A 17356-nucleotide genomic window follows, 5' to 3' on the forward strand; every position below is an offset into this window, starting at 1 on the left:
GTTATAGATTCTGATAGATGCGGATGGCGTCGTCGATATCGTCGAATATTTCCAATACGCTATTACGCAGCAAAATACCCATGTCACACTGTTGACGCAGGTTCTTCATATCGTGCGACACCATGATAAGGCTGGCGGTTTCGCGCTTCTGATTAAAAGTGTCGATGCACTTCTGTTTAAAGCGGGCATCCCCCACCGAGGTTATTTCATCAGTAAGATAGATATCAAAGTCGAAGGCCATGCTGACGGCAAAGGAAAATTTTGATTTCATCCCGCTGGAGTAGGTCTTGATGGGCAATTCGAAGTGCTGACCTATTTCGGAGAACTCCTTGACCCACTCCTCTACTTCTTGAGTATCACGTACCCCGTGGATGCGGCAGACGAAACGGGTGTTCTCCCGTCCTGTCATGCTGCCTTGAAAGCCGCCGCCGAGGGCTAACGGCCAAGAAACTCGACATTGCCGGATCACCCGGCCTTGGCTAGGTGCATCCATGCCTCCTAGTAGGCGCAACAGGGTGGACTTACCCGCCCCGTTGATACCCAGAATGCCGATATTGCGATCTCTTGGTAGCTCGATGCTCACATCGCGCAGTACATAGTTACGGCCAAATTTTGTAGGGTAATACTTGGAGACATTGTCAAGAATGATCATGTTATTTCGCTCTCATTGGCGATCAACTGGCGATTAGTCGACGGTGGCTCAGGCGATAGCAGCTCATGGCAAAAGTCAGTAGCAGCAAGGTCACCCCGGATAAATAAGCCCAGCTGACGCCGGGACTGCTATAGCCCGCGATCCAGCCGCTTCTGATCAGCTCGAGGGCATGTACTAGTGGATTCCATAAAAACCAGTGTTGGTATTGCACCGGTACTGCCGTCAGCGGGTACATTACGCATGAGATAAACATCAGCGGCATCATTAACAGGCCGAGGAACTTGTCCGCCTCTTGGAATAGCTTGCCAATCACGCAAAAGACAATGCCGAGGGAGAACGAGAACACCATAAGCAGCAGATAGCCAAGTATGACTTGTAAGGGATCCGCCGGAATGGCATCAAAGCCGAACCAGAGCAGCCCCAGCACCAAAATAATGCCCACCATCATGCCAACCATGACCTCGAGCATAAAACGGGCAACAAAGGTGGCAAAAGGGGTGACCTGGCGGTAGCAAAACAGCCCCATATTGGCGCTGACGGCAGATTTAAGCTGACTCACCACCTTGTTGAAAAACATGAAAGGTAGGTAACCGGCCGTAATAAAAACCTGCGCAGACACTCCACCGAAACCGCTCTGGCTACGCATCCCGAAAATCAGGCTAAATGCACCAATCATTAGCAGAGGGTCAAGCAAGGCCCAGGCATAGCCCAGCCGGTAACTGCCAAAACGGGTTTTCAGCTCGCGGATCAGCAGGCCAAAGGTTACATCGCGCAGTACCTGCAAGGGCGTCCGAGGTGTTTGGTTGAGGATGGGTTTATGCATTGAGTCGTTTTACCCTATAACAGACTCGCCACCAGGCGAGTCTGTCTTTTTTCGGGGGAGGGGTTAGTTACCCAGCACCACGTCCGCCGCTACGGCGATCTGATAGATGATTTGGGTGATGTCTTTGACCGACTGCATGGTTTTGCTGTCAACCTTCGGCAAGACCAGGATCTGATCTCCCGCCTGAACACTGCCCTGGCCTTTAAACTCCACCAGCCCATTGGCATGGACAACGGCGATGCGCTTGTCATTCGCACGTTCGGTAAATCCACCCGCCCAGGCGACATAGTCATCGAGATCGGCATTGGCGTTGTAGACCACGGCTTGTGGCATCAGCACTTCACCGCCAACCTGGATGAGATCTGTCTTGTTCGGGATAACGATCTGGTCGCCCTGCTCCAGCTGGATATTGGCAATGATGCCTTTATCAGCCACCACGACTTTGCCAAGAGGCTGGATCCTGCGGGCTTTTTCCACAAACTGCATGACCAGTTCGGCTTCTTTGGCGCGAATGACCGCTTCCCCATCCGAACTGGCCGGCGCGGTGAACACGCTGCGCTCCAATCGGTTGAGTGATTCATCCAGCATCTCTTTTTGCCTGGCCGCCACGCTCTTTCGCATCAGGTAGATGGATTGGTAATCGGCCAGTTTGGGATCGATGGGAATGTGATTGAGCAGATCGTGCAGTTTGGTCTCTTTGCGGACGGTGAAATAAGAGGGCCCCATGTAGCTGCCAGTGACCTGCACATCGTAGACCTGGGCATGCATATCATCGTTAAACAAGACTTTGTCCCCATCCTTGAGCTGGACACTGGCAAAATCTTTGTACGGAAGATAGATAGAGAAGGGGCCGTTGGGACGATCACCTATGACCCCGACGTGGCTCACCTTGGCAAGGGGAAGAGCATAGTCGATGAGCTCAGAGCCTTGTGTATTGCGCTTCTTCAATTCAAAGCGGAACGGGTTTCGCACCTTGCCCGCCACATTGATCATCGGTCCCTGCGGCTCTACCAGGATCACATCCTGATCTTTCAGCGAAAGCTTGGGCATCCGGCCTTGCTGCATGAACTCGTACAGATCGATCTGCTGAATGACTTGGTTTTGGCGCAAGATCTTGATCTGACGGTAACTACCACGATCTGAGTCGATCCCCCCCGCTCGTTTGAGGAAATAGAGCACACTGTCAGAGGATTGTCCGGCGTATTGACCCGGACGGATCACCGGACCAGTGACGAATACGCTGACGGGGGTTGTCGTCAGCAGATTGACGTAAATATTGACATTGTTGGTGAAGACGTCCCCTATCTTGCTGGTGACCAAGTTATTGATTTGGCTGGCGGGCACGTTTTTGACGTTGATCGGACCTACATCGGGAATAAAGATGTTGCCCTGATTATCGACGGTCACGACGTTGGAGAAGTTGACTGCACCCCAGATCCAGATATTGAGCTTATCCCCGGGTGCTATCAGGTAATTGTCATTCAAGCCGTCGCTGCGTTCGGTTTCATACCCTCCGGCAAATAGGTTGGCGCCGTAGGGCGGGGGCAATCCCGCCTCTGACTGCGGCAGCAATTTGCGCACATCAGACTCACCAGGCAGTAGCATTCCCTGCCGATTTTGTTGCGTAAAACTGCCGGTAGTGGAGTTGGTGTTAGCTTGACCGCTCAATGCCGACTGACCACCGAGTTGGGGTCGGTCGCCGCTACCCGAAAGGCTATAGCCAAATGACTGACCATTGGGTTGAGCCTGATCCTGTGTGGTGGCAGCAATGGATGCGCAGGAGGCACTGACGAGAAACAGGATGGTACTCAGGTGACGAATGTTCGTTATCTTCAAAACGTATACCTTCAGGTTATTGATCAGCAAGGAGGTTGCTGACGGATGCCTGTTCCAATTGAGGTATCAAATACCATTGTTCTGCGATCTTGCATGCAACACTTCTTTGAGAGTGGATTTGATCACTGTTGAACAACAGCTCAATGCACTCACTTCCCAAGGCTGACACATAACGCTGGCCCAAGGTGAAGGTGGTGCTGTTTGTGCTGAGGACTGCTCCTTGCGGCAGGGTATTGAGAGCCTGTTGCAGATTGGCAGGCATGGCCTGCAGTTCAGTGGAGGTAGCCGGGTTGACGAGGGGGCGGGATGCTTCGACTTTCTTTGGCTCATATGCGCAGCCACCAATCTGTATAGCTAGCGATATTGCCAGAAACCGGGTCGCGTAGTTCATGTGTCAATATTTTCCATAGAGTCAAAACTCGATATGTGATCAAGTTGTTGATCAAATGTGTCGTGATTGGTTGTTGAGTTATTCGGTATTATATGTAAATGCGGGAGCTGCTTAAGTGGAGACTTGTATATCGAGGAAAAAGAGCAAAGCTACCGCACGGAAGTAACATGGCCCCGGTCTAAAAAGTAACAATTTGTGGTTGTAAACAGAAATATAAAACAAGGCAACTAAATTGCAGATCTGTTCAATTCTCGTTCAGCTTTTCCGAAAGCACGCTATTCATGTAGGGAATTAGCCTGTATATAATGCTTCATTTTGCGGCGAACGTCATGCTTAATTTATTTCGCGCGCATAGTACTGATGGGTGTTGTTTGAGTCAACTCCCATTTGGGATAATACGTATGAGTTACTCAAGAATGTTGACTGAATCAGTGTAATCCATTGTTATAAATGGTAAATATACAAATGATAGAGTTGTTCATACAGTTCGGCTGAGTATTGGCAATGAGATGGTGATTAATTAAGAAATACCTTACATAAGATACCATCATCAATATTATTTTATTTTGTGATCTCTGTTTATTGTGCTTATCAATTTTCTATGATTTCGGTGAGGCGAGTATGTCATCGAGGTTACATAATGACCACAGGATATACATTGCTTTGAATGTAAAAAAATAGTGCCACCATTGCTAGACCATCTACTCATAATTGTATGTTTTTTTTAGTTTTTAACACTTTATTGACAATGTGCTTTTTTACCGACTATTCCTGAAGTGTGCCTGCCGAATGCATGGCTGGCACCTTAAAATCACAAGGATGTGGGAGTAGAAATGCGCGCTGACATTCTCTTGGTTTCTGGGCTGCTGGCCTCATTGACAGTTGGCACAGATGCAGTGGCAAACGATGACATTGTGGTCTTGCAAGTGGGTACACCAGCTGAAAGCCAGAAGTCCGATGTATTTTTTGTGGATGTAAAATACCACCACATGTTCTGGCAATGGGGAGACTCAGGTTGCCAAGCGGGGTTGGGGGGCCGTGCTGGCATCTTGGATGTCGGACACGAGTCTGGCGCCAGGTTGGGAGCCGGGGCACGTGTAGAGTGTCAGTGGAACCAGTGGGTTGTATGGATGCCTTTTGAAGTGTTGTGGCTCAGCAAGCATGAATTTGGGCAGAAGGGGGATTGCTTCAAGGATTATGGCGGCCCTGTTCAGCTATCAACGGGATTGGGGTTGGGCTATGCCTTCACCAGGAGCTGGTTGATTGGCTACCAGTATGAGCACATGTCCAATGGGCACATGTATGAACCCAACCCGGCACTCGACAGCCACACACTTCATATTGAGTACCGATTCTAGATTTTCACCTGTGAGGATTGGCTGCTGAAGTTAAGGAGCCAATCAAGTTGATGCTGCCTGAAACCAACATATAAATGTCCGCATGGGCGTCTTTCAGGGTTAACGACCCAGATATTCCCTGTCGAAGAAGGTGTTGACCCAGTGGGGGCGGTAGACGGCGAGCAGAGTCATGGCCATGCCGTTGAGCAGTGCCTCGGGGAAGAGCAGCAGCGGCCAGATGGAGAGATAGTCTGCGCTGATCACCTGCCAGCTGTAGCGCTCGTCCAGTCCCATCAGCAGGGCGCTGGCAATCATCTTGAACGAGATGCTCAGCGCCCCGCCGAGGAAGGCTGCCACGAACAGATAGACGAACAGGTGGCGGGGCATCCAGGCCCAGCTAGCCAAGAACAGCAACCAGCTGGTGGCCACCGGCAAGCCGATGCCGATCAGCGCCTGCGCGCCGAAGTCGGCGAGATCGGTGACACCGAAGTAACCGAGGATCAGCAGGGTGAGGCAGGGGGCGAGCAGGGCGAGGCGCCAGCCCAGCAGCAGGGTCAGGCTGGTGAGGCCGAGAAAATGGATCTCCAGCCCCTCGTGCAGACCGGCCCGCAGATACCAGAGCGGCACCAGCGCGATGGCGCTCCCCAGGCAGAGATGCTGATAGAGGGGATTGTCATGCAGGGTGCGCAGCAGGGAGCCACGCAGGCTGGCTGCCAGCAGCACCAGCCATAGCAGGAGGGCGGCAACTTGTCCTTCAGTCATGGCATGTCCTTTTGCACGTTACTGATTGCGGATGAACGAGGGGCCATCGCCGGGATGGCAAAGAAAAAGGGCTGACCCTGTCGGGTCAGCCCTTTTTCTTCAGTATTTGACGTTGGGGTGGTACTTGCCGAGGATCGCCTGGACCCTGTCCATGGTCTCCTTGCTGGGGGGCTTGATCCCGGTGAGATCATAGGTGTCACCCAGTACGTCCCACTTGTGTTTGCCGAGCTCGTGGTAGGGCAGCAGTTCCACCTTCTCGACGCAGTCACCCAGCTCGGCGATGAACTGGCCGAGTCCCTCGGCGCTCTCGTCATCGTCTGACCAGGTGGGCACCACTACGTAACGGATCCACATGGTCTGGCCCCTGGCCGCCAGGTAACGGGCAAATTCCAGGGTGTATTTGTTGCTGACGTGGGTGAGCGGTATGTGCTTCTCATCATTGATCTGCTTGATGTCGAGCAGCACCAGGTCGGTGTTGTCGAGCACCCGATCGAGCAGCTCGTCGTAGTGGCGCACGAAGCCGTTGGTATCGAGACAGGTGTGGATCCCCTGCGCCTTGCAGGCGGCAAACAACTCGGCGATAAAGTCTTGCTGCAGCATGGCTTCCCCGCCGGAGGCGGTGACGCCGCCGCCGGAGGCATTCATGAAGTGGCGGTAGCTGGTGAGATCCTGCATCAGCTCGGGCACGGTGACCTCGCGGCCACCCTGGGTGTCCCAGGTATCCCGGTTATGGCAATACTTGCAGCGCATCAGGCAGCCCTGCATGAACACGATGAAGCGGATGCCGGGGCCATCGACGGTGCCGCAGGTCTCGATGGAATGGATCCGGCCAATGACTTCGGTATTGCTGGCGTCGCTAACGGTGGCGGCAGGGATCCGGTGATTAGCCACTTTCCTGTCGGCAGAGCCGCTGGCTTCGACGGCAGGGATCCGGTTAATGATTGACATAGACGACTCCAATTGTTCTGGCAGGGTGCGAGCGGTCGTTATTTTATTACAAAAAGCCCTATAAATCCTACCTGTTTAGCCCGACCGGGCTTTGCCCAGCAGCACCTCCAGTGCCTTGACCGCGAGTGGACGGCTGGTCAGGAAGCCCTGATAGTGCTGGCATCCCAGCTGTTTGAGGACGTCCAGCTGCTCCTCATCCTCCACCCCTTCGGCGGTCACGGTGAAGCGAAATACCCGGGCGAGATCCAGGATCGCCTTGACGATGGCCCTGTCCTGCTCGCTGTGAACCAGCGTCTGGATGAAACTCCTATCCAGTTTGACCTCATCGGCGGGCAGATCGCGCAAATAAGCGAGGGAGGAATAACCGGTGCCGAAATCGTCGATGGAGATCAGGATGCCGAGCGCCTTGAGCTGGCGGATCTTGGCGATGCTGTCCAGCCGGTTTTCCAGCACCACGGACTCGGTCACCTCCAGCAGCAGGCGGGAGGGAGGCACGCCGGTGTCGCGCAGTATGTACTCCACCTGCTGCACGAAGCCGGCGGTGTGGAACTGGCGGGCGCTGACGTTGACCGACAGATGGGGAATGGTGAGACCGTTGTTGAGCCAGAAACTGTACTGGGCACAGGCGGTCTTCATCACCCAATAGCCGATCTCCTGGATGAGGGTGGTCTCCTCGGCGATGGGGATGAACTCACCGGGGGGCACCATGGTGCCGTCGGCTTTCTGCCAGCGCAGCAGGGCCTCCACCCCGGACAGACTGCCGTTGTCGACCCTGTACTGGGGTTGATAATGCAGCACCAGCTCGTTGTTGCGCAGGGCATCGCGCAGCTGGTTGCTCAGGGAGAGCTTGTTCTTTTCCTTCTCTGCCATGGCCTCGCTGAAGAACACATAGTTGCCCTGGCCGGCGCGCTTGGCCATGTGCACGGCGGTGTCGGCCTGTTGCATCAGGATCAGGTGATCCCTGTCATCGCCGCAGAAGAGGCTGATCCCCACCGAGGCGCTGCAGTGCAGCTTGTGATCACCGATATCAAACGGATTGCGGAAGATGCCCATCAGCTCGCGGGCGAAATGCTCCGCCAGTATCTTGGCGGTGACATAACCCTGGCCGAGCGCCGTGAACAGCAGGGCGAACTCGTCCCCCGAGGTCCGGGCCAACACCAGGTTCTCCTGTGGCAGGGACTTGAGCCGCGCCACCACGGCCTGCAGCAGCAGATCGCCGCAGGCGTGGCCGAGGGAGTCGTTGATCGACTTGAAGTTGTCGAGATCGAGCAGCAGCAAGGCACCCCATTGTCCACTGGGGCTCTGCAAGGTGCGCTGCATGATGTCGTTCAGGCTGCGCCTGTTGTAGAGATCGCTCAGATCGTCGTAATAGGCGAGCCGCTCTATGTGGCGTGCGGCCTCCTTCTCACTGGTGATGTCGTGGAAGCTGCAGACGAAATGGCTGATCTCGCCGGCCTCATCCTTGACGCCGCTCACCATGAGCCGCACCGGGAAGAGCTGGCCAGCCTTGTGCAGGCACTGCTCCTCACCGAGCCAGTATTCCTGCTCGTTGACGGCGGCGGTGACGTCATCTTTGAGGCTGTCACCGTAGTAGGTCGGGCGCAGGGCACCGATGTGAAGGCCGATCACCTCATCCCTCTCAAAGCCGGTGATGCGGCTGAATGAGTCGTTGACCTTGAGAATGATGCCGCTGTGATCCATCACCAGCAGGCCGTCGTGGGTATTGAAGGCGACTTCGGCCAGGCGCAGGGCATCGTCATTGGCGAGGCGTTGCAGCTCGATGGCGGCCCGCTCACGCTGGCTGTCGAGGGCGTCGAGCAGAGGCATGGGATCGGCGAGTGACCCATCGAGCAGCAAGGTGAGCTGGCCCAGAGGGGCGCCACTTGGGCCATGGAGGGGAATACCGACATAGGCCCTGGCATCGAGGGCCAGCAACTTGCTGGCCTGGGGGTAGCGCAGGGGCAGGTCATCTACGTAGAGGCTCTGGCCGTGCTGGAAGATCTCCCGGCCTGGGCCCATGTCCATCCGGATGGGTCTGACGGTGGAGAAGGTCTCCCCCGACAGGACGCAGCGCGGGATGATCCAGAGATCCTGACCGCGGGGCTGAAATTCACCGATCCAACCGATGCGGGCCCCGCAACTGGCCATGGCCCAGCCGAGCAGGGCACGGCAATAGTCGTTGCCGGTCTTGCAGCTCAGCTCGTCGGCGGGCAGGGAGATGACCACTGTCTCGGCCGCCAGTGGCTCCGGTTGCCAGTGGCCCAGCAGCCGGGCGCAGTGGCGCACCAGTTGCAGCGTCTCCTCACTCGGTAGGACCGTCTCGGTATATTCGAGGCTGAGTACGCCGATGAGCTTTTCCTGCTCCAGCAAGGCGCCATCCAGGCGGGAGCAGACATTGGCATCAGCCAGATAGTAATGCTGGCTCAGCATGGGCTGATGGGCCGCCTCGGAGAAGCTCAGGGCGCCGCGGGTGCGCAGGGCGCGGATATAGCGACTATCGCCTCGAATAGCGCTCGGCGTCTCAACCCCCAGGGTGAAGACCGGGGTCAGCTGTTCGCTACCAAGGGGGCCATTGGCCTGGTAGTGCCAGAGGATGAGGCGATCGGCGCCGAGGCATTCCTTGAGGCTCTCCAGCATGGCGGCGTACTGTTGCTGGCTGGCCATCTGGCTCAGGCGCGGCAGTTGCAGCGACAGGTTGGCCGCGCTCTCCTGGCGCTGGGTCTGCAGGCAGATGAGCCAGAAAGCATCCTGTTCGTGGGAAAGGGAGATGTGCCACTGCAGATCGGCAAAGCGCAGCAGCAGCTTGCCGCCTTGGCCGCTGGCGAGCCGCTGCTCTATGGGCTGGCGCAAGGCATCCGGCAACTGGGCCGGCCAGGCGTCTCTTGGCTCATCGAGCCAGTGGAGCGGTGTCTGCATCACATCGGTCAGGGCGACCAGCCGTTGGCTGCGGGTATCCAGGCGAAAGAACAGCGGCGCCTGGCTGGCGGTCGGGAGATGACTGAGCGCGGTAGACGACATGAACGGGCACTATCCTGTTGGGCAATTATCTGCGGCCAAGAATACTGCAAAACCGGTCCAAACGAAATTTCACGCCATAGGAAGTGCGGGCGCTGTCGAGCTTGTGTCCAAAAGTCTGCCAGGGCGCTTCCTTGTCACGTCTCTCGAGGCATGAGTCTTCGGTTTGAGCGGGCTGAACCGGCGTCCAGACGGAAATCTTGTCTCTCCGCTTCTGACAAGAGCCTGAGAGGCCTCGATGGAAGCTTCTCTGGTAGTATTGCTCCTCCCATCTGGGCTCAAATCCCATCGGCACTGAGAGTGAAATCACATTTTGACACCATGACCTCGGGTCGCTGTTGCCGGCTACGGGGGCGAGGGAGTACTGTTTCTGAATCTGGTTTAAACCAATTTATAAGGGCGTGATGTCAAACACTATATATACCGTCGAAGTCGCTAAAGTAGCGCTGGATAAATGGATAGCCGATCACCGGCTGGCTGCCGGTAGCAAGCTGCCATCCGAGCGAGCATTATGTGAAGCGCTCAATGTAAAGCGGATGACGCTCAGGCAGGCATTATTGAGCCTGGAATCAGATTCAGTCATTTTTAGAAAGGATCGCCGTGGCTGGTTTATGACGCCCGCCCGCTTTATTTATAATCCAAAATCTTCGTCCAGCTTTCGCATTGCCGCCGAGGAGCAGGGACGTGTTCCCAGTTGGGGATATTTAAGCAAGGAAATCCTTGCTGAATATGAGGCGCGTTTCGCCACTATTTTTTTCGGCGAAGAGAGGAAATCCATTTATAAGATTACTGGTTGGGGCGCCCTGGACGATCACCTGGTATTTTATCATGAGACTTATATTCATCCCGAATATGCCCCCGACTTTATCGATCATATCGGCAACGACTCCTTGCAGACGCTGTGGCAAACCCGTTTCACCCAGACGGTGAGGACTCAACATCTGACCTTCAGTCCCGTCCGGATCGGTGCGGATATTTGCCGGCATCTGGGTTGTGCTCCCGGTTCGCCCGCCATTCTCGTCGAAAAGCACAGGGCCAATGAGGACGGTGTGGTGGTCCATATCGATATCGAATATTGGCGTTTTGAGTCTGTGGATTTTGTTATTCATCTGTGAGGTTGTAAATATGAACGCAAGTCAGGCCAGAAAAATCCTTGAGCGGCAGGCATCGCTGCCGCTCTATCTGCACGCATATTCTTTCCATATGAACATGCGCCTGGAGCAGATCTTGCCAGCTGATCTACTGGACATTGCTCATCAGCAGGGGCTGCGCGGGGTCAAGATCCATATCCTGGATGGAGAGAGCCGTTCCCTGAAGTACCTGAGCGACCAGGAACTGGCGGCTTTTCGCCGCAAGGCCGAGCAGCTGAGACTGGATATCAACCTGGAGATCAGCTCCTCCGCACCGGCGGAGATCGACGAGGCCGTCACCGTCGCCGAGAAGATAGGCGCCACCTCACTGCGTTTCTATCCTCGCTATGAGGGGCATCTGTCGACTGTATTGGCGCGTATCAGGGATGATTTGGCACATATTCGGCAACAGCACGGCCATCGGGAGTTGTCCTTCACCATAGAGCAGCATGAGGATCTGAAGTCAGGCGAGCTGGTGAAGCTAGTACAGGAAAGTGGCATCGACTCCCTCTCCCTGTTATTTGATTTTGGCAACATGATCAACGCCAACGAGCAGCCTCTCGCGGCGTTGCAGATCATGGCACCCCACATCGCCCACGTGCATATCAAGGATGCCAAGATCATTCCGGAGGGGACCGGCCTCGGTCATATTGCCTGTGCGTCCGGGACCGGGGATATGCCATTTGAAGAGCTGTTGAAACAGCTGATCTGTCTGGGGGACGATACGCCGCAGGTGCTCGCCTACGGATTGGAAGAAGAAGTGGATTATTATGCACCGGCATTTCGTTTCAGCGACGAGGGCAATGATCCCTGGATCCCGTGGCGTGAAATGAGCGAGACCCCCTTGCCGGCCCCCGAACTGTTATCAGCCCGTCTGATCCAGGAAAAACAGGATGCCATTCGCCAGATAGAACATGTCAGGGCCGTCCTGAAAAAATTGGTCACTCAAGCCGAAACCATTCTGAATTAATAAAAAGCACGTTCCCTACCCATAATATAAAACAAGAGACACTATTATGCTCACCAAGAAGAGATGGGCTCTTTTCAGCCTGCTCACGCTGTGCGGCGGTACTATCTATAAATTGCCATCCCTGAAAGATGCATTTTATATCCCCATGCAGGAATACTTTAATTTAACCAATGGGCAGATAGGCAATGCCATGTCGGTCAACTCCATAGTGGCGACCATGGGTTTTTTCTTCTCTATTTATTTTGCCGATAAATTGCCGAAAAAATATACAATGGCTGTTTCTCTGATAGCCACCGGTCTCCTGGGATTATATCTCTCGAGCATGCCGGGATATTGGAGCATCCTGCTGATCTGGGCCCTGTTTGGCGTGACCTGCGACATGTTGAATTGGCCGGTCCTTCTCAAGTCGGTCAGCCTGTTGGGGGACAACACCCAGCAGGGGCGGCTGTTCGGTTTCTTTGAGACCGGGCGTGGGGTGGTGGACACCGTGGTCGCCTTCTGTGCACTGGGGGTCTTCGCCTATTTCGGCAGTGGTCTGAGCGGTTTCAGGGCCGGTATCCTTTTCTACTCCTGCATAGTGATAGTGGTGGGGATTGGCATCCTGTTCCTGATGAACGACGAGGAGAAGACCGGGGGCGGGCAGAAGGCGGCGCGTACCGGCGACCTCTCGTCGGTGCTCAAGGACAAGCTGGTGTGGCTCATCGCCCTCAACATCTTCTGCGTCTACTCCGTCTATTGCGGTCTGACCTTCTTCATCCCCTTCCTGAGCAAGATCTACGCCCTGCCGGTGGCCCTGGTCGGCGCCTATGGCATCATCAACCAGTACTGCCTGAAGATGGTGGGGGGCCCCATCGGCGGCATCATCGCAGACAAAGTGTTGAAGTCCCCCAGCCGTTATCTCTGCTACAGCTTCATGGTCAGCACCGTCATGCTCGGCCTGCTGATCGTCTTGCCCCACGAGCAGATGTCCGTCTACCTCGGCATGGCCTGCACCCTGGGCTTTGGGACCGTGGTGTTCACCCAGCGCGCTGTCTTCTTCGCCCCCATCGGCGAGGCCAGGATCAAGGAAGATCACATCGGTTCCGCCATGGCGATGGGCAGCTTCATCGGCTATGCCCCGGCCATGTTCTGCTTCAGCCTCTATGGCCACTTGCTGGATCAATACAGCGGTCTATTGGGGTATCAGATAGTGTTCGGCATCATGGCCTGCTTCGCCTTCGCCGGGACCGTCATCTCCACTATGTTGGTGCGTGAAATCAAGCGTAAGAACACTGTCACCGCGACCGAACAGATCACCGCGAGCTGAGGTTAGGAGCACGGGGCGAGCGGTCGGCTCCAAGCCACCTGAAATGAGAGAGGGGAGCCACTGGCTCCCCTCTTTTTTATGTGTTCGAGCGCCCGGCGAGAGGCACTATTCGTGGCACTACTGGCCGAGTTGCTTGCGAATGTGATGCTGCAGGACCGCCAGCATGCTGGCGCCGGACAGGCCGATCATCAGGGCGCCGTTGACCGCCTCCAGCGGGCCAAGCAGCTTCCACTGTGCACTCATGACGATGTCGCCATAGCCCAGGGTGGCAAAGTTGACCCCGGAGTGATAGATGGCCTCCTGCAGGGTGGCAAACTCCCCCAGCCACAGGAACAGGGCGCCCCAGAGCGTGATCTGCAGCAGGTTGCCCGTCAGCACTATGATGATGATGCCAAACAGGGCCAACACCCCGGCCAGTACCCCTTCCCGTTCATGGAAGTGATTGATGTAGAAGCGAATACCCCCGACGGATACCAGGGATTGCAGCAGCATATTGGCCAGGATCACGGGGAGGCCGACCAGCAAAATAGATAACATATCACTCTCCTATCTGTGTTTCTGCCGCCGGTCGGCCAACGGGCCACCAGCGCTCTAGGGTCACGATGCACAACCAGCCATAACCGGCCACCAGCAGATACAGGCCACACCGCATCGCGGCCGCCAGCCAGACGTCTTTGCCGGTCGCACTGTCTTCGATGGCCGGACCAAACAGGATCAGCGCCGTGATCCAGGCATTGCTCCAGAACGAGGGCGGGAAGCGGCCCGGTACCAGCCGCACCAATCGCCTGGCCAGCCAGAGGGTCATCAGGCCCAGCATCAGCACCAGCATCAGCAGGGAGGGCCAGATGCTGAGCCCCATCCAGAGTACAAAGGCCAGCAGGGCACCCATCAGGGTCGACAGCACCAGCTCCTTGCCCGCGTGTTTGGCATTGATTGAGGTGCTCTGCTGCGCGAGCGCCACCGTCTTCATCACGGCGGGAATGTAGAAGGCCGGGTTGCCGAGTGCCAGCAGCCAGACCGGCAGCACTATCACCACGGCTCGCATCGCCAGCCGGGTCGGCTGCTCGGGGCGAGAGGGGGCCTTGCCCGCCACGGCGGCCGTGGGCTGAGGAGGGAACAGCCCATGGCTCAGCAGATTGACCAGGGTACCGATCAGGATCCCTACTCCCATCATCTGAGCGATGGAGATGGCCAGCGTCTGCTCGATGAGGCCCGCCACCGGGATCACGGTGATGGCCATGATGAGCAGCATGGCGGATGCCCCCTTGCCGGCCATCGACTGTTGCATCAGCAGATAGAGCAGCAGGGCGATGAGCAGCACGGCCGCCAGGGCATAGTGGGTCAGCAGGGGGACCAGCAAGACGCCACCGACCATGATGGCCAGCAGCATGAGCCCCCCGACCAGCCCCTTGCGCAGGGCGAGCGGTTCCCCCGGGCGGCACAGCACCACCCAGGCCATGATGCAGCCAAGGTGTGGCATGGGCAGGGCCAGCCCATAGCAGATCAGAGTGGCGAGCGCGATGCCAACACCAATTCTGAGTACCGCACGATCTCCGTTATGCATAGGGCTCATCAGTACAGGAAGGAGCAGAGGCTCATCAGGCGAATGTAGAGGGCGCCCAACAGGTTCATCAGCCCGCCCTTATCCGCATAGACCAGCACGTCGGCCTGACCGCCGACCCGCAGCGCGGCAACCGGCGGCAGATCGTCTTCGGTGAAGGCGACCTTGACCGGGAAGCGTTGGGCCTGGCGCAGCCAGTCACGGTTGTTGTCAACCGTCGGCAGCGACCCCGCCGGCTGACTCTGACCATCACCCACCCCGTAGCCGATGCTGCGCACCTTGCCTTTGAAGATGCGGCCGGGCAGGCTGTCGAGCAGGATGGCGACCTCATCGTCAGGCTGAATGTTGGCCAGGTTGTTCTCGGTCAGATCGGCGGAGATCCAGACGTCGTGGATGGCGATCAGGGTCATGGCCGGTGCACCGGCGCCGATGAACTGGCCGACGTCGGTACTCAGGTCAGTGATGAGGCCGCTACCGGGCGCCACCACCAGGGTATTCTTCCGATCCAGCTCCGCCTTGTGCACCGCCGAGCGGGCGCTGAGCAGCTGGGAGTTGTTCTCACCGTTCACCCCTGCGGCCTCGATGGCGCGACGCACATCGGCCTCGGCCGCGGCCACCTGGCTCTTGGCCGTCTCGCGGGTGGCCTGGGCGACCTCGAGGCGACGGACCGAAATGGCACCCGGATCTTCCCGATAGAGGCGCTCCTGGCGGTCGGCATCCTTGGCCGCATTGTCATAGGCGGCGCGCATGGCCTGCAGGCTTGCCTCTGCGGCCTTGATGCCTTCACCGCTCGCCTTGACGCTGCTGAGCACCGTCTGGTAGTCGGAGCGCGCCTTGGCGAGGGCGATGTCGTAGGGCTCGGGATCGATCTCGAACAGGGAGGCCCCTGCCGACACGTCCTGATTGTCGCGCACATAGACCTGCTTGATCTGGCCGGATACCTCGGCGGCGACGGGGACCACAAAGGCTTGCACCCGGGCCTGGGAGCTGTAGGGGGTGAGCCGGTCGGCCAGCAGATACCAGCCGAGCAGCAGGGCGATCAAGCCCAGCAGCCCGAGAGTGGCGCGGCTGCTGGCCTGACCGGGAGAAACATTGCTGTCAGTCATTCGATGTTACCTTCTGGTGCTGGGTTTGAGGCTGAGGCCGGGTTGCGTCGAGCAGGGGAGCCCAGTCGGCGCGGGCGCGCAGCTGGGCTTCCACCTCCGGGGTCACCAGGGGGCGCGATCGTCCCTGCTCCCAGCCACCACCCAGCGCCTTGTAGAGCGTGATGAGATCGCGCATCTGGGCACCACGGCTGTTGACCAGGCGCTCCTGCTGGTTGAACAGGGCGCGTTGGGAGTCGAGTACCCGCTGGAAGTCGGCCATTCCCTCGCGGTACTGGGTGTTGGCGATGTCCAGTGAACGGCGGGCCGCCTCACCGGTCTGGGTCAGCAAGGCGAGCTCATCCTGGCCGTTGGCGTAGCCTACGGCCGCATCATCCACCTCGCGGGCGGCCTTGAACACGGTATCGCGGTAGCGTTCATGCAACTGCTGGAAGCGGGCATCCTGCACCAGGATCTGGTTGCCGAGCCGCCCCTGATCGAGCAGGTTCCAGCTTAGCGAGGGACCGACGGCCCAGGAGAAGGTGCCACTGTCGCCACCGGTAGCGCTAACTCCCAGGGTGCCGAGCAGGGTGATGGAGGGATAGAGATCGCTCTCGGCCACCCCGATCAGGGCCGACTGGGCAGCCAGTTGCCGCTCCGCGACCCGCACGTCGGGACGGCGGCGCAGCAAGTCGGCCGGCATCTCGGCGACCAGGGCGAGCTTGCCCTGGGGGATCTGACCGGTGTTGGCGGCCATCTCGGGCAGCGGGCCCGGTGTCCTCGCGAGCAGGGTACTCAGGGCATTCTGGCTCTGGCGCAAGTTGGTTTCGAGCTGGGGTATGCCAGAGAGAGTGCCCAGATACTGGGTCTTGGCCTGTTGCACATCCAGCTCGGCGCTGTTGCCGCTCTTGAACAGCCGCTCGGTAATCTCCAGACTGCGCTGCTGGATACGGGCGTTCTCATGGGCGATTTGGAGTCTGGCCTCGACGGTTCTGATGCTCACATAGAGCTGGGCCACCTGGGCAATCATCAGCACCTGGACATCGTCATACTGGGCCAGAGTGGCGAAGTAATTGGCGTCAGCCGATTCTATGCCGCGCTGGAACTTGCCCCAGAAGTCGAGCTCCCAGCCGAGATTGAAGCCCGCGCCATAACTGCTGCCGGCACTGCTGTGGCCGTTGCGGGTCTGACCCGCCTGCAGTAACTCGGCGGTGCCTATGGTGGCCTGGGGACCGAGCAGGCTCTCGGCAATGCCGAGCTGGGCCTGGGCCTCGAGGATGCGCAGACCCGCTATCCGCACGTCCGGATTCTTCTTCAGGGCCTCTTCCACCAGGGCGCTCAGCACGGGATCCCCGAGTTGGTGCCACCACAGACGATAGTCGGCGGCTGCGGTCGTTTTCTGACTCTCGCTGGCGCTGTGCCAGTCAGTAATCTCCTTGACTTGGGGTGTCTGGTAGTCGGGGCCGAGCACGGTACAGGCGCTGAGCAACAGGCATGCGCCCCCTGTGAACAGGGGGCGCATAGAGGGAAGAGCGATGACCAT

General features: G+C 57.5%; 15 protein-coding genes. 4 read left to right on the forward strand and 11 right to left on the reverse strand.

Annotated elements, in window-relative coordinates; genetic code table 11:
- Position 1 precedes the first annotated feature (1 nt).
- The 4 genes from MM194_RS14285 to MM194_RS14300 all read right to left on the reverse strand — a co-directional run bounded on the left by MM194_RS14285 (position 2) and on the right by MM194_RS14300 (position 3702).
- The gene (locus MM194_RS14285) at positions 2–652 is read right to left on the reverse strand and encodes an ABC transporter ATP-binding protein (RefSeq protein ID WP_241343924.1); all 651 of its coding nucleotides are present in this window, start codon (positions 650–652) and stop codon (positions 2–4) included.
- Positions 653–674: 22 nt separating this feature from the next.
- Entirely contained in the window at positions 675–1475 is an 801-nt protein-coding gene (locus MM194_RS14290) for an ABC transporter permease (RefSeq protein WP_241343925.1), read from the reverse strand.
- 63 nt (positions 1476–1538) lie between these two features.
- On the reverse strand, positions 1539–3341 hold the full coding sequence (locus MM194_RS14295) for a polysaccharide biosynthesis/export family protein (protein WP_241343926.1): 1803 nt from the start codon (positions 3339–3341) through the stop codon (positions 1539–1541).
- Positions 3328–3702 carry a hypothetical protein gene (locus MM194_RS14300; protein ID WP_241343927.1) on the reverse strand — a complete coding sequence of 125 codons (375 nt, stop codon included), beginning with the start codon at positions 3700–3702 and terminating at the stop codon, positions 3328–3330. The genes MM194_RS14295 and MM194_RS14300 overlap by 14 nt, the downstream gene beginning before the upstream one ends.
- An 833-nt stretch (positions 3703–4535) precedes the next feature.
- Here MM194_RS14300 and MM194_RS14305 point away from each other — a divergent pair.
- Positions 4536–5060, forward strand: coding sequence for an acyloxyacyl hydrolase (locus tag MM194_RS14305; RefSeq protein WP_033130080.1), 525 nt, complete (start codon positions 4536–4538; stop codon positions 5058–5060).
- A gap of 99 nt (positions 5061–5159) precedes the next feature.
- Here MM194_RS14305 and MM194_RS14310 read toward each other — a convergent pair whose 3' ends face one another.
- The 3 genes from MM194_RS14310 to MM194_RS14320 form a co-directional block, all read right to left on the reverse strand.
- Positions 5160–5801 (reverse strand): energy-coupling factor ABC transporter permease, encoded by a 642-nt coding sequence (locus tag MM194_RS14310; protein WP_033130079.1) that lies wholly within the window; start codon positions 5799–5801, stop codon positions 5160–5162.
- 99 nt (positions 5802–5900) lie between these two features.
- The gene (gene pflA, locus MM194_RS14315) at positions 5901–6749 is read right to left on the reverse strand and encodes a pyruvate formate lyase 1-activating protein (protein ID WP_152599100.1); all 849 of its coding nucleotides are present in this window, start codon (positions 6747–6749) and stop codon (positions 5901–5903) included.
- Positions 6750–6824: 75 nt separating this feature from the next.
- Positions 6825–9767 (reverse strand): GGDEF and EAL domain-containing protein, encoded by a 2943-nt coding sequence (locus MM194_RS14320; RefSeq protein WP_241343928.1) that lies wholly within the window; start codon positions 9765–9767, stop codon positions 6825–6827.
- 401 nt (positions 9768–10168) lie between these two features.
- Here MM194_RS14320 and MM194_RS14325 point away from each other — a divergent pair, with 401 nt between their 5' ends.
- From MM194_RS14325 to MM194_RS14335, 3 genes are all read left to right on the forward strand, one after another.
- Positions 10169–10879: a UTRA domain-containing protein gene (locus MM194_RS14325; RefSeq protein WP_033131532.1), complete on the forward strand. Its 711-nt coding sequence runs from the start codon at positions 10169–10171 to the stop codon at positions 10877–10879.
- A complete protein-coding gene (locus MM194_RS14330) occupies positions 10812–11864 on the forward strand; it encodes a TIM barrel protein (protein WP_241343929.1) in 1053 nt (350 codons plus the stop codon). The genes MM194_RS14325 and MM194_RS14330 overlap by 68 nt, the downstream gene beginning before the upstream one ends.
- A 145-nt stretch (positions 11865–12009) precedes the next feature.
- The gene (locus MM194_RS14335; RefSeq protein ID WP_277605126.1) at positions 12010–13170 is read left to right on the forward strand and encodes an MFS transporter; all 1161 of its coding nucleotides are present in this window, start codon (positions 12010–12012) and stop codon (positions 13168–13170) included.
- Between the two features lie 117 nt (positions 13171–13287).
- Here the strand turns inward: MM194_RS14335 and MM194_RS14340 are convergent, their stop codons facing one another.
- Genes MM194_RS14340 through MM194_RS14355 form a run of 4 tightly spaced genes read right to left on the reverse strand, consistent with a single transcriptional unit; the run spans position 13288 to position 17356 of the window.
- Positions 13288–13707, reverse strand: a complete 420-nt coding sequence (locus tag MM194_RS14340; protein ID WP_033131535.1) for an ion channel — start codon at positions 13705–13707, stop codon at positions 13288–13290.
- A 1-nt stretch (position 13708) separates the two neighbouring features.
- A complete protein-coding gene (locus MM194_RS14345) occupies positions 13709–14734 on the reverse strand; it encodes a DUF2955 domain-containing protein (protein WP_033131536.1) in 1026 nt (341 codons plus the stop codon).
- Between the two features lie 8 nt (positions 14735–14742).
- The gene (locus tag MM194_RS14350) at positions 14743–15837 is read right to left on the reverse strand and encodes an HlyD family secretion protein (RefSeq protein WP_241343930.1); all 1095 of its coding nucleotides are present in this window, start codon (positions 15835–15837) and stop codon (positions 14743–14745) included.
- Positions 15830–17356: a TolC family protein gene (locus MM194_RS14355; RefSeq protein WP_033131538.1), complete on the reverse strand. Its 1527-nt coding sequence runs from the start codon at positions 17354–17356 to the stop codon at positions 15830–15832. Before MM194_RS14355 ends, MM194_RS14350 begins: the two co-directional genes overlap by 8 nt.

It is taken from the genome of Aeromonas sp. MR16 (genome assembly GCF_022549315.1).
GTDB classification, from domain to species: domain Bacteria; phylum Pseudomonadota; class Gammaproteobacteria; order Enterobacterales; family Aeromonadaceae; genus Aeromonas; species Aeromonas aquatica.